The organism is Methylobacterium aquaticum (assembly GCF_001043915.1).
GTDB classification, from domain to species: domain Bacteria; phylum Pseudomonadota; class Alphaproteobacteria; order Rhizobiales; family Beijerinckiaceae; genus Methylobacterium; species Methylobacterium aquaticum.
This window is the reverse complement of the sequence record NZ_LABX01000213.1, coordinates 1-13371: the sequence shown is the minus strand read 5'-3', so window position 1 is coordinate 13371 and position 13371 is coordinate 1. Positions and strand designations below refer to the sequence as shown.

General features: G+C 69.0%; 11 protein-coding genes, 1 pseudogene and 1 other annotated feature. Of the genes and pseudogenes, 11 read left to right on the top strand and 1 reads right to left on the bottom strand.

What is annotated here, in order from left to right:
• Positions 1–15: 15 nt before the first annotated feature.
• The 3 genes from VP06_RS25155 to VP06_RS25140 all read left to right on the top strand — a co-directional run bounded on the left by VP06_RS25155 (position 16) and on the right by VP06_RS25140 (position 3497).
• On the top strand, positions 16–1134 hold the full coding sequence (locus VP06_RS25155; RefSeq protein ID WP_048466546.1) for an alkene reductase: 1119 nt from the start codon (positions 16–18) through the stop codon (positions 1132–1134).
• Between the two features lie 135 nt (positions 1135–1269).
• A complete protein-coding gene (locus tag VP06_RS25150) occupies positions 1270–2295 on the top strand; it encodes a helix-turn-helix transcriptional regulator (RefSeq protein WP_063928438.1) in 1026 nt (341 codons plus the stop codon).
• A gap of 386 nt (positions 2296–2681) precedes the next feature.
• On the top strand, positions 2682–3497 hold the full coding sequence (locus VP06_RS25140; protein ID WP_048466544.1) for an alpha/beta fold hydrolase: 816 nt from the start codon (positions 2682–2684) through the stop codon (positions 3495–3497).
• Positions 3498–3532: 35 nt separating this feature from the next.
• Here VP06_RS25140 and VP06_RS25135 read toward each other — a convergent pair whose 3' ends face one another.
• The gene (locus tag VP06_RS25135; RefSeq protein ID WP_048466557.1) at positions 3533–4732 is read right to left on the bottom strand and encodes an adenylate/guanylate cyclase domain-containing protein; all 1200 of its coding nucleotides are present in this window, start codon (positions 4730–4732) and stop codon (positions 3533–3535) included.
• Between the two features lie 385 nt (positions 4733–5117).
• On the opposite strand from VP06_RS25135, the gene VP06_RS25130 reads away from it, so the two are divergent.
• The 8 genes and pseudogenes from VP06_RS25130 to VP06_RS35265 all read left to right on the top strand — a co-directional run.
• Positions 5118–5768 (top strand): hydrolase, encoded by a 651-nt coding sequence (locus VP06_RS25130; protein WP_197093283.1) that lies wholly within the window; start codon positions 5118–5120, stop codon positions 5766–5768.
• A 19-nt stretch (positions 5769–5787) separates the two neighbouring features.
• Positions 5788–6021, top strand: coding sequence for a DUF1427 family protein (locus VP06_RS25125; RefSeq protein ID WP_048466542.1), 234 nt, complete (start codon positions 5788–5790; stop codon positions 6019–6021).
• Between the two features lie 45 nt (positions 6022–6066).
• Entirely contained in the window at positions 6067–7956 is a 1890-nt protein-coding gene (locus VP06_RS25120) for an amidohydrolase (RefSeq protein WP_048466541.1), read from the top strand.
• Positions 7957–8054: 98 nt separating this feature from the next.
• The gene (locus tag VP06_RS25115) at positions 8055–8954 is read left to right on the top strand and encodes a hypothetical protein (RefSeq protein ID WP_048466540.1); all 900 of its coding nucleotides are present in this window, start codon (positions 8055–8057) and stop codon (positions 8952–8954) included.
• On the top strand, positions 8951–10354 hold the full coding sequence (locus tag VP06_RS25110) for an alginate export family protein (RefSeq protein ID WP_048466539.1): 1404 nt from the start codon (positions 8951–8953) through the stop codon (positions 10352–10354). Before VP06_RS25115 ends, VP06_RS25110 begins: the two co-directional genes overlap by 4 nt.
• A gap of 31 nt (positions 10355–10385) precedes the next feature.
• Complete coding sequence (locus VP06_RS25105) at positions 10386–11054, top strand: YoaK family protein (RefSeq protein WP_048466538.1); 669 nt, start codon at positions 10386–10388, stop codon at positions 11052–11054.
• A gap of 104 nt (positions 11055–11158) precedes the next feature.
• Positions 11159–12022, top strand: a complete 864-nt coding sequence (locus VP06_RS25100; protein WP_048466537.1) for an alpha/beta fold hydrolase — start codon at positions 11159–11161, stop codon at positions 12020–12022.
• 758 nt (positions 12023–12780) lie between these two features.
• A pseudogene (locus VP06_RS35265) lies at positions 12781–13371 on the top strand (IS3 family transposase); the annotation flags it as partial.
• Positions 13062–13178: a sequence feature (AL1L pseudoknot), on the top strand. It overlaps the preceding pseudogene by 117 nt.

Genomic DNA, 13371 nt, shown 5'->3' with positions numbered 1-13371 from the left:
GGAAGGAAAGATGCGATGGCAGACTTGTTCGACCCCGTCCGCCTCGGCGGCTTCACGCTCGCGAACCGCATCGTCATGGCCCCGATGACGCGCTCGCGCGCCGACGCGCAGGGCGTCATCAACGCCTCGGCCGCACGGTACTACGCGGCGCGGGCCGGTGCCGGATTGATCGTCTCCGAGGGCGTGAACGTCGATCCGATGTCGAACGCCTTCGACCGCGCGCCGGGCCTGTGGACGCGCGCCCAGGTCGACGGCTGGCGGCCGGTCGTCGAGGCGGTGCACGCGGAGGGCGGCCTCATCGTGGCGCAGCTCTGGCACGGCGGCCGGGCGAGCGCGCGAGGCCTGCTCGGCGGCCGCGAGCCTCTGTCTCCGTCGGGCGTGAACGACGACCTCGGCGCGCTGCAGGTCTGGGGGCTTCTGGCCAACGGCGCCTATGTGCGGATCGCGGCAACGCATTCCCGTGCTATGACGGCGTCTGAGATCGCCGCGACGGTCGAGGCCTACCGCGTCGCAGCCGTCCATGCCCGCGAGGCCGGTTTCGACGGCGTGGAGATCCACGGCGCCAACGGCTACCTGATCCCGCAATTCCTCTCGCCCACCACCAACCGGCGGACCGACGCATATGGCGGCGATGCGCAAGGGCGCGCTCGCTTCCTGCGGGAGGTGGTGGCGGCGGTGACGGACGCGGTGCCGCCGGATCGTGTCGGCCTCCGGCTCTCGCCCTTCGCCACCTACAACGACGTCCGCGATCCGGATCCCGCCGAGACCTATGGCCCGCTGGCGTCCTGGCTCGCCGGGGCCGGCCTTGCCTACCTGCACCTCGCGGACACCAACGCCTGGACCGGAGCCCCCGACTACGACCGGCTGCTGGCGCTGTTTCGCCCGCTCTACCCGGGCCCGCTGATCGTCAATGGCGGCCTCAGCCCGGAGCGCGCCGCTGCGATCGTGGCGGAGGGCGAGGCCGAGGCCGTTGCGTTCGGGCGCCCGTTCCTTGCCAATCCCGACCTGCCCGCCCGCATCCGAACTGGTGGTCCCTACAATGCCCCGCATTCGATCGGCGTCTATGGCGGCGACGAAGCCGGCTACACCGACTATCCGACGCTCGCCGCCGGACTGGCGAGCCGCACACGATGACGCGATTCGGTGCGCGGACCGCCCAGGGGCTGCGGCCGACGATCCCGCGACCCGATACGCATGGATAACTTCAACCCCGCCCTGACTTGGGAGAGATTTGTTTCCAGATCTTGCTAGAGTTCCCGACGACGGCCTATGGCAGCAGAAACCGAGACACGGCGCCCGGCGTCACTCTCGCATCAGGTCGGCCCGCGGCAGGGCCTGCACGGCGAGCGCCTCGCCCGGCATTTCGGGATCCGGGCGACCTCCTCCCTCCCGGTCGGGCGCGGCCGCCTCGCGCCGCTCGTCCTGACGCGGCTCCAGGGACAGGTGACGCCCGACGCGGTCACGGCGCCGCTGAAGCCGGAAGCCGCCTTCAGCATCGTAATCCAGCTCCAGCCGCTGCAGCACCACGACCTGCGGCTCACCGGCCGCGTCCGGCACGCGGGAATGGTCCCGGCTGGAGCGGTCAGCGCGCTGAGCCTCGGCGACACGCCGCGCTCCGCCATGCGCGGCACCTTCGACGCGATGCAGCTCTACCTGCCGGAGGCAGTCCTGCACGACCTCGCCACCGAGGAGGGCTTCGCTCGGCCCGCCGGCCTGTCCTGGCCCCGCGACCGGGTCGACCCCGTCGCCCTCGGGCTGGCGCAGTTGCTCCTCCCGGCGATCGAGCGGCCGGACCCTGCGCGCGCCGCCTTCGTCGACCACCTCGTGCTGGCCTTCCTGAGCCATGCGGCCCACCTCTACGGGCAGATACCCCCGCGGGCGAGCGCTCGGCGCAGCGGCCTCGCGCCCTGGCAGGAGCGCCGCGCCAAGGAGCTGATGCGGGCCCGGCTCGCGAGCCCGCTGACGATCACCGAGGTCAGCCGCAGTTGCGGGCTCTCCCCGAGCTACTTCGCCGCGGCCTTCCGGCGCAGCACCGGGCGCTCGCCGCATCAGTACCTGTCGGCCTTACGGATCAATGAGGCGCGCACGCTGATGACGACGACGGGACTGCCGCTTGCCGACATCGCCCTGATCTGCGGCTTTCACGACCAGAGCTACTTCACCCGGGTCTTCTCCCGCGCGGTCGGGACCAGCCCCGGACAATGGCGGCGCCTTCACGCGCCGCATTCGCTTGCGCTCCCATCAGTGCAGCCGCACGACGAGGATGGGCTCTCCGGCGATCGGGGCAGGTCGTAGCGGAGCCGGCGGAACCCGGGGCAGGCCGGTCGAGCATGATCCGGGCGGTCGCACCGCTCGACACGGCGGCACCGTCTCCCCGGTTTCATCACGCCCGGCAAAAGGTGGATGGCCAGGAAGCTTGCGGATGCCGCCACCTTGCGGGGCAGGCCACCTGTCCGCCCGGCTACCCGGCGGAGACCTCCCACGTATTCGCGGTCTCGTCCGACCCCAAGGAGCGGCGGCGCGAGATCGAGGCCATGCTGCCCCCGCTCCCGGGCGAGGCAGTCGCAACGGCAGCGGGAATCCGCACAAGCCGCGTGGCGATCGTCCAATCAGTCCGCTCGCCCCGAAGCCTATCCTGTGCGCCGCCACCCATGGTGAAGCAGGACAAGGGGAAGCAGGGCATGCCGACGATCAAGACCACGGACGGGACCGAGATCTACTACAAGGATTGGGGCACCGGTCAGCCGATCCTGTTCAGCCACGGCTGGCCGCTCTCGGCCGACATGTGGGACGCCCAGATGCTGTTCTTCGCCGAACGCGGCTACCGCACGGTGGCGTTCGACCGGCGCGGCTTCGGCCGGTCGGGCCAGCCCTGGGGCGGCTACGACTACGACACGATGGCGGACGATATCGGGGCGCTGATCACGGCTTTGGATCTGCGGGACGTCGTGCTGGTCGGCTTCTCGATGGGCGGCGGCGACGTGACCCGCTATATCGCCCGGCATGGCTCGGGACGGGTCGCCAAGCTCGCGCTCGTCAGTGCCGTCACGCCGATCTTCGGCAAGACCGCCGACCATGACGGGCCGGACAAATCCTTCTTCGATGCGCTGAAGGCCGGCATCGTCAAGGATCGGGCGCAGTTCCTCGACGACTTCAACCCGATCTTCTACGGCACCAACAAGGGCATGAGCGTCTCGCAAGGCATCTTCAAGCAGACGCTGCAGATCGCCCTGATGGCCTCGATCAAGGCCACGGTCGACTGCGCCACGGCCTTCGCCGAAACCGACTTCCGGCCCGACATGCAGACGATCGACGTGCCGACCCTGGTGGTCCACGGCGACGCCGATCAGGTCGTGCCGTTCGAGTCGACGGGCAAGCTCGCCGCCGAAATGATCCGCGGCGCGGCGCTCAAGGTCTATCCGGGCGCGCCCCACGCCACCGCGACGACCCACGCCGACCGCCTCAACGCCGACCTCCTGGCCTTCATCAAGGGTTGACGGCGCCGGCGCGGCTTGTCACGCGCCGGGATCTCTTATTCGGCGAGCCGGTAGACCTCCAGCGGCTCGCCGACGCCGCGCAGCGGGAAGCTTCCGAGGCACGCCAGCGCCGTCGGCGCGTCGAGGAGCGCCGCGAAGGCGCCCGAGACCAGCACGTCGGCGTCGAGCGCCTTCGTCAGCCCCTCCAACCGGGCGGCGACGTTGACGGCCGGGCCGATGACGGTGAAGTCGAGCCGGGTTCGCGAGCCGATATTGCCGTACATCACCGCGCCGGCATGAACCCCAATCCCGTAGCCGAGAGCGTCGAGACCTTGTGCCGCGCGGACTCCGTTGAGGTCGCGCATCGCTCGACGGGCCTCGTCCGCGGCGCGCAGGGTCGCGACGCCTGCATCGGGCCGGTCGAGGGGGAAGATCGCCAGGAGGCCGTCGCCCATGAACTTCAGAATCTCGCCGCCGTTGCGCTCCACCGGGCAGCACACCGCATCGAAATAGTCGTTGAGGAGCGCGATCACGTCGTCGCGCGGCCACAGCTCGGAGATCCGGGTGAAGCCGCGCAGGTCGACCACCATGATCGCCGCCTCGACGGTGACGCCGCTGCCCCGCCGCGTCGCGCCGTTCAGGATCATCTCGCCCGCATGCGGCCCGACATAGGTATCGAGGAGGAGGCGGGTCAGGCGGTTTCGGTGGCGCACCTCGGTGACGACGGCCAGCGCTGGAAGGAGTTCCGTCAGAAGGGTGATCTCGGCCTGCGTGAACCCGCCCGGCCGGTCGCTCGCGAAGGAGGCCACGTGCCGCCGGCCCAGCGTATAGCGCATCGGCCATGCGACGAGGTCGGTGAGGCCCTCGACAGTCATCAGTCCGGCGACCTCCGGGTGCGCGTCCTCACCCGTCTCGCCCTTGCGGTGTCGCACCATCTCGGCACCGGCGAGGATCCGCGCCGCCGGGCTACCGCGAAAACCCTCCGTCCCGAACAGCCCGTAATCGAGGTTGCGCGAGCGCGGCCCGCGGCAGCCCTTCCGCCACAGGATCTCGATGCCGAGCCATTGCGGATGGTTGGTGCGCAAGTGCAGCGTGGCATACGCCACCCCCACGCCGTCGCGGCGCAGCCGGTCGCAGAAGACCGCGAAGACGTCGTCGAGGAAGCGCTCGTCCACCGCGTCGTGCAGCAGCCAGCGCAGCAGCGCGTCGCGCAGGCTGGGCACGGGTGACTCGCCCGTGTCGTGATGCTCGATCATGGCCTTCCCGGTCGGCCCGCCCGCCGAGGCGGCGGGCGCGGCCAAAGGATCTGGCGGCGGGCGGCCCTGGGTCTTGTCGATTCTCGCGGTGTTTTGTCGGTCCGGGGAACTGTGCCTGGGCCGGGCTTCCCGGTCAGACCCGCGGCGAGACGGGACGACCCAAGCCTCGTCCGGCGATCGACGACGGCGTTGCGCCCATCCCGAGAGGGGTCCCCGCAGCGCACCGTCGGGACGCCACGAAAGCGCATTCGTCCAAGGCGCGCGCAAAGCCTCCAATCCGTGTGTCCCCGGCCGGACTAGAAACCAGGCAACGCCACCGCCCGGAGAGCAGTGGCGCAACGGTCACCGTCCGCCAGGACGAGCGCAAGGAGTCCGACGCATGGCCATCAAAGCGACACCGACGCCCGGAAAGCGCCTCGTCACGCCGCACGATCACACGCTGATCATGATCGACTTCCAGTCGCAGATGTCCTTCGCGACGAAGTCGATCGACGCCGTGACCCTGCGCAACAACGCCGCCCTGGTCTCGCGCGCGGCCGCCGGGTTCGGTGTGTCGACGGTGCTGACGACGGTGGCCGAGAAGAGCTTCTCGGGCCCGATGTTCGAGGAGATCACCTCGGCCTTCCCGGCGGAGAAGCTCCTCGACCGCACCTCGATGAACACCTGGGAGGATGCCGCCGTGGTGGCCCGGGTGTCGGAGATCGGCAAGGACCGCCTGGTCTTCGCCGGCCTGTGGACCTCGGTCTGCATCGTCGGCCCGACCCTCTCGGCCCTCGACCAGGGTTACGAGGTCTACGTCATCGCGGATGCGTGCGGCGACGTCTCGGACGAGGCGCATGAGCGCGCCATGCAGCGGATGATCCAGGCTGGCGTGCAGCCGATGACCTCGCTGCAATACATGCTCGAGCTACAGCGCGACTGGGCCCGCACCGAGACCTACGAGATGACCACCGGCATCGCCAAGAAGTACGGCGGCGCCTACGGGCTCGGCATCATCTACGCCAAGTCGATGTTCGGCGCGTCCGAAGGGCACTGAGGCACGGCCGGCGCGCGCGATGCTGCCATACATCCTCTCCCTCGGCGCCGGCCTCGCGGTCGGCGTCGCCTACGGGCTGATCGGCGTGAAGTCGCCCGCGCCGCCGATCATCGCCCTCGTCGGCCTTCTCGGCATCCTGGCCGGCGAGATGGCCGTCTCCTACTGGCGCGGCCACCCGGCCGTCCTGTCGAGCCTTCTCCACCGCAAGAGCTTCGCGGTCGAGCGGGAGGCTCCGAGACGCCCGCCGGCCTGACCAAAGGCCGGCGGTTCCCCTTCACGTCCGACCGAGGAGCTTCGATTGAGCGCTGTGGCTCACCCCGACCTGATCCTGCGCGGCGGCCTCGTCACCACGCTCGATCCGAGCAATCCCGCCGCCTCGGCGGTCGCGATCACGGACGGCGCCTTCACGGCGGTCGGGTCCGACCGCGAGGTCATGGCGCTCGCCGGCCCGCAGACGCGGGTGGTCGACCTCAAGGGCCGTCGGGTGCTGCCCGGCCTCATCGACAACCACCTGCACCTGATCCGCGGCGGGCTCAACTTCAACATGGAGCTGCGCTGGGACGGCGTGCGCTCGCTCGCCGACGCGATGGCGATGCTCAAGCGCCAGGTGGCGGTCACGCCACCGCCGCAATGGGTCCGGGTCGTCGGCGGCTTCACCGAGCACCAGTTCGCCGAGAAGCGCCTGCCGACGCTCGAGGAACTGAACGCCGTCGCCCCCGACACGCCGGTCTTCCTGCTCCACCTCTACGACCGGGCGCTCCTCAACGCCGCGGCTTTGCGGGCCGTCGGCTACACCCGGGACACGCCCGAGCCGCCGGGCGGGTCGATCCTGCGCGACGCCGCCGGCAACCCGACCGGGCTCCTGCTCGCCAAGCCCAACGCCGCGATCCTCTATGCCACCCTCGCCAAGGGGCCGAAGCTCCCCTTCGAGTACCAGGTCAACTCGACCCGCCACTTCATGCGCGAGCTCAACCGGCTTGGCGTGACCGGCGCGATCGATGCCGGCGGCGGGTTCCAGAACTATCCGGAGGATTACCGGGTCGTCCAGACGCTCGCCGAAGCCGGCCAGCTCACCGTGCGGCTCGCCTACAACCTGTTCACCCAGAAGCCGAAGGCCGAGAAGGAGGACTTCCTCGCCTGGACGACATCGTCCCGCTACAAGCAGGGCGACGACTACTTCCGCCATAACGGTGCCGGCGAGATGCTGGTCTTCTCGGCGGCCGATTTCGAGGATTTCCGCCAGCCCCGGCCCGACATGGCGCCCGAGATGGAGGGCGAGCTCGAGGGCGTGGTGCGGGTTCTGGCTGAGAACCGCTGGCCCTGGCGCCTGCACGCCACCTACGACGAGACGATCTCCCGCGCCCTCGACGTGTTCGAGCGCGTCAACCAGGACATCCCGCTCCAGGGCCTGAACTGGTTCTTCGATCACGCCGAGACGATCTCGGAGGCCTCGATCGACCGCATCGCCGCGCTCGGCGGCGGCATCGCGATCCAGCACCGGATGGCCTACCAGGGCGAATACTTCGTCGAGCGCTACGGCCACGGCGCCGCCGCCGCCACCCCGCCCGTGGCGCGGATGCTGGAGAAGGGCGTGCCGGTCTCGGCCGGCACCGACGCGACGCGGGTCGCCTCCTACAATCCCTGGGTCGCGATCTCCTGGCTCGTCACCGGCCGCACGGTCGGCGGGATGCAGCTCACGCCCCGCCGCAACTGCCTCGACCGCGAGACGGCGTTGCGGATGTGGACCGAGAAGGTGACCTGGTTCTCGAACGAGGAGGGCAGGAAGGGGCACATCCAAGTGGGCCAGCTCGCCGACCTGATCGTGCCGGACCGAGACGTGCTGGCCTGCGCCGAGGCCGAGATCGCCGACACGGTGAGCGACCTGACGGTGGTGGGCGGCAAGGTGGTGTACGCGGCGGGCCTCTTCGCCGCCCTCGACGAGACCCCGCCCCCACCGGCAATGCCGGACTGGTCGCCGGTGCGCACCTTTAAGGGCTATGGCGCCTGGGGCGAGCGCCCGGTCCAGGCAGAGGCGGTGGTAGCACGGGAAGCGAGCGCGCCCTGCGGCTGCGCGATGTCGTGCGGGCTGCACGGCCACGCCCACGCCACCGCTTGGTCGTCGCAGGCGCCGGTCTCGGACCTGAAGAGCTTCTGGGGCGCGCTGGGCTGCGCCTGCTGGGCGGTGTGAGGACCAGCGCCGTCATCCTCCCCCCCAGAGGGGAGGGTTCAGGACGCCCCTCACAACTCGCGAAAATACTTTTTACGGCCAACCGCTTGGAGCCCCAGATGACGCGTACCTTCGCCGCCTTCCTCCTGGCGGGCGCTCTCCTCGCCGGACAGGCAGAGGCCCGGGACGCCGCGCACGAGCACAAGGTTGCCGTCGCCCCGCAATACGACACCACCCATGTCTACGTCGCCCCCGAGGACGTCGACCGCTTCGTCGCGAGCTTCACGGCCACCTTTGGCGGAGGCAGCACCAAGCAGGTCGTCGCGACTGTCACGCCAACGCCGTCGAGCACCACCTCGCAGCTGATCCAGACCCCTTTCGGCACCGTCTCGCTGTTCGGCTTCAAGACGCCGATCCCCTACCCCTTCGGAGCCGAGCGCACCGGCTACCTCGTCACCGACATGGATGCGGCGGTGGCGGCCGCCCGCGCCGCCGGGGCTGCGGTGATCGTCCAGACCTTCCCGGACCCGATCGGCCGCGACACCGTCATCCAGTGGCCGGGCGGCGTGAACATGCAGCTCTACTGGCACACGACGAAGCCCGACTACGCGCCCTTCGCGACGGTGCCGGAGAACCGCGTCTACGTCTCGCCCGACAGCGTCGAGGCTTTCGTCGAGGGATTTCGCCGCTTCTCGCAAGGACGCATTGTTTCGGACGAGCCCAAGGCTCCCGGCGTCGAGATCGGCCGGCCGGGCGACACCTACCGGCGCCTGCGCCTGACCTCGGAGTTCGGCCGCCTGACCGTGCTGGTGACCGACGGCCACCTGCCCTACCCCTACGGTCACGAGACGACCGGCTACGAGGTCGCCGACCTCCCTGACACCCTCACTAAGGCGCAGGCTTCCGGCGCGAGCGTGCTGGTCGCGCCTTACTCCGCCGGCAACCGGAATGCCGCGATGGTGCGCTTCCCCGGCGGCTACGTCGCGGAGATCCACGCATCCGGCGCAGCGGCACAGTGAGCGGCACACGGCCGGGCGTCGTCGTCGCGCTCTGCGTGCTTCTCGGCGCGGGCGCGCGCGCCGAGGATGCGACGTCCGACGCGGTCACCCGTCCGGCGACGAAGACGAACCGGTGGGCCGAGGACTGGTCGGGGCTCGCCGACCCGGCCAAGCGCATCCAGCCTTTCGACGACCTGAAATACATTCCGCTCTTCGCGGCCGACCCGAAGAGCTACCTGTCGCTCGGCCTGACCCTGCGCGAGCGGTTCGAGAGCAACCGCACGCCCGCCTTTGGTATCGGCGGGCCGCGGGGCGATGCCTACCTGCTCCAGCGCCTGCAGATCCACCTCGACGCGCACTTGGATGAGAACTGGCAGATCTTCGCGCAGATCGAGGACGTGCGGGCACCCGGCAAACGCGTCATCACCTCGGTCGACGAGAACATCCTCGACCTGCGCCTCGCCTTCCTGTCCTATAGCCGGACGGCTGAGGCCGGAACCTTCAAGGCGCGGGTCGGCCGGCAGGACTTCGCCTTCGACCTGCAGCGCTTCGTGTCCTCGCGCGACGGGCCGAACGTGCGCCAGTCCTTCGACGCGCTCTGGGCCGACTGGGAATCCGGGCCGTGGCGGGTGCTCGGCTTCGTCAGCCAGCCGGTGCAGTACCGGTTCAATGAACCCTTCGACGACATCTCTACGAACGCCTTCGCTTTCAGCACCCTGCGGGTCGAGCGCAAAGTCTTCGGCGATCAGGAACTCTCGGCCTATTGGGGCCTCTACGAGCGCGACGGCGCCCGCTTCCTCGACGCCACCGGCAACGAGTCGCGCCACGTCCTCGACATCCGCTATGCGGGCAGCGCCGACGGGTTCGACTGGGACCTCGAGGCGATGGGCCAGTTCGGCCGCGTCGGCCGCGACGACATCGCCGCCTGGGCCGTCGGCAGCCGCGTCGGCTACACGCTCGCGGATCTCCCCTGGCTGCCGCGCCTCGGCCTCCAGGGCGACGCCGCGTCGGGCGACCGCCGCCGCGACGATGGCGTCCTCGGCACCTTCAACCCGCTGTTTCCGAACGGGTACTACTTCACGCTGGCAGGTTACACGAGTTATGCCAACCTCCTCCACCTCAAGCCGTCGCTGACCGTGCACCCGGCCGCCGGCCTCGCGGTCAGCGCGGCTTTGGGGCTGCAATGGCGCCAGACCACGTCCGACGCGATCTACGTCCAGCCGAGCAACCCGGTGCCGGGCACGGCCGGGCGCGGGCATCTGTGGAGCGGCGCCTACGGCCAGCTGCGGGCGGATTACGTCTTCGCTCCCGGCCTCACCGGTGCGGTCGAGGCGGTCCGCTTTGCCGCCGGCGATACGATCCGCCGGGCCGGAGGAAAGGACGGCACCTATCTCGGCGTCGAGCTACGCTACGCCTGGTGACGCGCCCTCCCCTCGAACGGATCACCAACCCATGCGCCCGTCCCTCGCCCAGATCCTGAGCTTCGTCGGCGGCTACGTCGACACGCTCGGCTTCCTTGCCCTCCAGGGCCTGTTCACCGCCCACGTCACCGGCAACTTCGTGACCTTCGGCGCCGCGATGGTGCATGGCGCCACCGGTGCCTGGGCAAAGCTCTTGGTACTGCCGGTCTTCTGCGTTGCAGTTCTCCTGACCCGATTGGTGAGCCGCCGCCTGCATGAGACGGGCCGACCGGCCCTGCGTGTGCTGCTCGCCGCCCAATGCACCTTCCTGTTCCTCGGAGCGGTCCTCGCTGTGGCTCTCGGACCCTTCGCTGATGCCGATCGTCCGGCGGCGCTCCTTACCGGCATGGTGCTGGTCGCCGCGATGGCGGTCCAGAACGCTGCGCACCGGGCGCATCTGCCTGAAGCTCCGCCCTCGACCCTGATGACCGGGACAACGACGCAGATCATGATCGATCTCGCGGACCTCCTGCGGGGCGTACCCACCGAACACGCGGCAAGGAGCCGGATCGCTCGAATGAGCGCCGCCGTCGCGGCCTTCGCTCTCGGCTGCGGGCTTGCGGCTCTGCTCTACTACCTCGTGGGGCTCGCAGCTCTCGCCCTCGCCCCTGCGCTGATCCTCGTCGCCGCCACGGATCCCGCTTCAGCAAAGGCTACGTGATCCAGCGCCGGCGATACGTCTAAAACACCGGGCAATTCTGAAAGACCGCAGCCTGCACCCTGCCATGCTGGCTGCACGCTGCGAAATATAAAGAGGGACGGAGCATGACGTCGATCACGCATCACACCATCCGGGCGAACGGCATCCGGCAGCACTACCTCGAGGCCGGGTCGGGCCCGCCCGTCGTGCTGCTGCACGGCTTCCCGGAAACGAGCTACGCCTGGCGCTACCAGATCCCGCCGCTCAGCCGACACTACCGCGTCATCGCACCAGATCTCCGGGGCTACGGCGAGACCGACAAGCCGGCGAGTGGGTACGACAAGCGCACGATGGCGCAGGACCTCGTCGCCCTCCTGGACGCTCTCGGGATCGATAGAATCGCCCTCGTTGGGCATGACCGTGGTGCCCGCGTTGCCACGCGCTTCGCCAAGGACCATCCTGGTCGCCTCGACCGCCTGGTCGTGATGGACAACGTGCCGACCCGGATCGTGGCGCGCAGCATGAACGCCCAGATCGCCCGTGCCTACTGGTTCTTCCTGTTCCATCTCGTGCCCGACCTGCCAGAGGCGCTGATCGCGGGCCGCGAAGACATTTGGTTACGCCACTTCTTCTCGGACTGGTGCTTCAACCCGCATGCCATCTCAGGCGCTGACTTCGATGCGTACGTCGCCGCCTACAAGGCGCCCGGGGCTGTGCGTGGCGCAATGGCGGATTACCGCGCCAACCAGGAGGATACGGCACAAGATCTCGTCGACGCCGACGTGAAGATCTCCTGCCCGGTGCTGTCGCTGTGGGGCGCCGATTTCGGCGCCGTCGGCAAGACCTTCGACATGGCGGCCGTGTGGGCCGAGATGGCGAGCGACCTGCGCACCGCGGCGATCGCGCGCTGCGGCCACCTCCCCCACGAAGAGCAGCCCGAGGAGGTCAATCAACTGCTCCTCGATTTTCTGGCGGGCTGGGAGAAGTAAAGCCGCCACGCCGTTAGACGGCCTTCGTGATGGCACGAGGCAAGCTCGGACTGGGCCAGAGCATTATCGTGCTGCAGCGTGCCGGAGGATGCGATCGAAGCCTCCTAATATAGGAATAGCTTAGGCCGTAGGCGGCGATCACTGCCACCTCATTGTCCGAAAGCGACGCCAAGGCGAGCACCGCCGGATGGCGGTCGGGGAGCAAATCGACGAAATCGCGCCCATCCACGCCCCGCCAAGTGCCTGAAACTTGGCACGTCTGACCACGCGACTTCTGCCAACATGCCGCCTCAGACGCACCCTACGACCTGTAGCTCGTTCCACACCGGTGGCCGCGCTCTGCGGATCATGCAGCCGTCGGCCGAACGGACGCTGCACGGCGGGTATCAGGGCCTGGGCTGCCTACCGACTCTGGTCTCTGGCGTGGCGGAAACCCGCATCGTGCGGCCAAGTGGGAAATGGGCTACGACACGCTGATGTTGTGTCTGTGGCGAACGGAACATACCAAATAAAACCGTCCTCCGACTGCACGATGTAGCGCTGAGCTTCTTCTCAGCTTAAAGAAAGAGCCACGCTCCCTACGAGCCCCGAGCCTCCACCGCTAGCCATGCGGGACGGGGACCGCCGGGTAACACGCCGAAGGGCATCGGCAGAAAGCGGCTCCGCACAAGCGGAATCGCAGGATAGAGGGAAGCGGTAGCCCCAAACTGAACCGCCCCGGGTTTCCCGGAGGCTCCAACTTCTGAGAGGATGGAGCCATGACGAAGCGAACAGCGCCGTTTTCCCCCGAGGTGCGCGAGCGCGCGATGCGGATGGTGCGCGACTATGAAGGCGAGCATGGCTCGCAATGGTCGGCGATCCAGTCGAGTGCGGCCAAGATCGGCTGCTCGGGCGAGACGCTGAGGAACTGGATGCGCCAGTCCAAGCGTGATCACAGCGTGTGGCCCGGGCAGACGACGGACGAGCGCGAGCGGATCAAGGCGCTGGAGCGAGAAGTTCGCGAACTGCGCCAGGCCAACGAGATCCTGCGCAAGGCGTCGGCGTATTTTGCCATGGCGGAGCTCGACCGCTGGTCGCGGCCATGATCAGTTTCATCGACGATCATCGGGCAGTCTACGGGGTCGAGCCGATCTGCAGGGTGCTGCCGAACGCCCCGTCGACCTACTACGTACATGCCGCCCGGCGTGCCGATCCCGAGAAGCAAACGGTTCGTGCTCGCAGCGACGCCGCGTGGATGATCGAGATCCAGCGCGTGTTCGAGGCTAACTTCTGCGTCTACGGCGTGCGCAAGATCTGGCGGCAACTGGCCCGGGAGGGGATCCGTGGCCGCGCGATGCACGGTGGCGCGG

Coding starts and splice junctions, on each gene's coding strand:
- VP06_RS25125 (WP_048466542.1), top strand. CDS start 5,788: ATGCTGCCATACATCCTCTCCCTCGGCGCCGGCCTCGCGGTCGGCGTC.
- VP06_RS25115 (WP_048466540.1), top strand. CDS start 8,055: ATGACGCGTACCTTCGCCGCCTTCCTCCTGGCGGGCGCTCTCCTCGCC.
- VP06_RS25155 (WP_048466546.1), top strand. CDS start 16: ATGGCAGACTTGTTCGACCCCGTCCGCCTCGGCGGCTTCACGCTCGCG.
- VP06_RS25140 (WP_048466544.1), top strand. CDS start 2,682: ATGCCGACGATCAAGACCACGGACGGGACCGAGATCTACTACAAGGAT.
- VP06_RS25105 (WP_048466538.1), top strand. CDS start 10,386: ATGCGCCCGTCCCTCGCCCAGATCCTGAGCTTCGTCGGCGGCTACGTC.
- VP06_RS25150 (WP_063928438.1), top strand. CDS start 1,270: ATGGCAGCAGAAACCGAGACACGGCGCCCGGCGTCACTCTCGCATCAG.
- VP06_RS25100 (WP_048466537.1), top strand. CDS start 11,159: ATGACGTCGATCACGCATCACACCATCCGGGCGAACGGCATCCGGCAG.
- VP06_RS25135 (WP_048466557.1), bottom strand. CDS start 4,732: ATGATCGAGCATCACGACACGGGCGAGTCACCCGTGCCCAGCCTGCGC.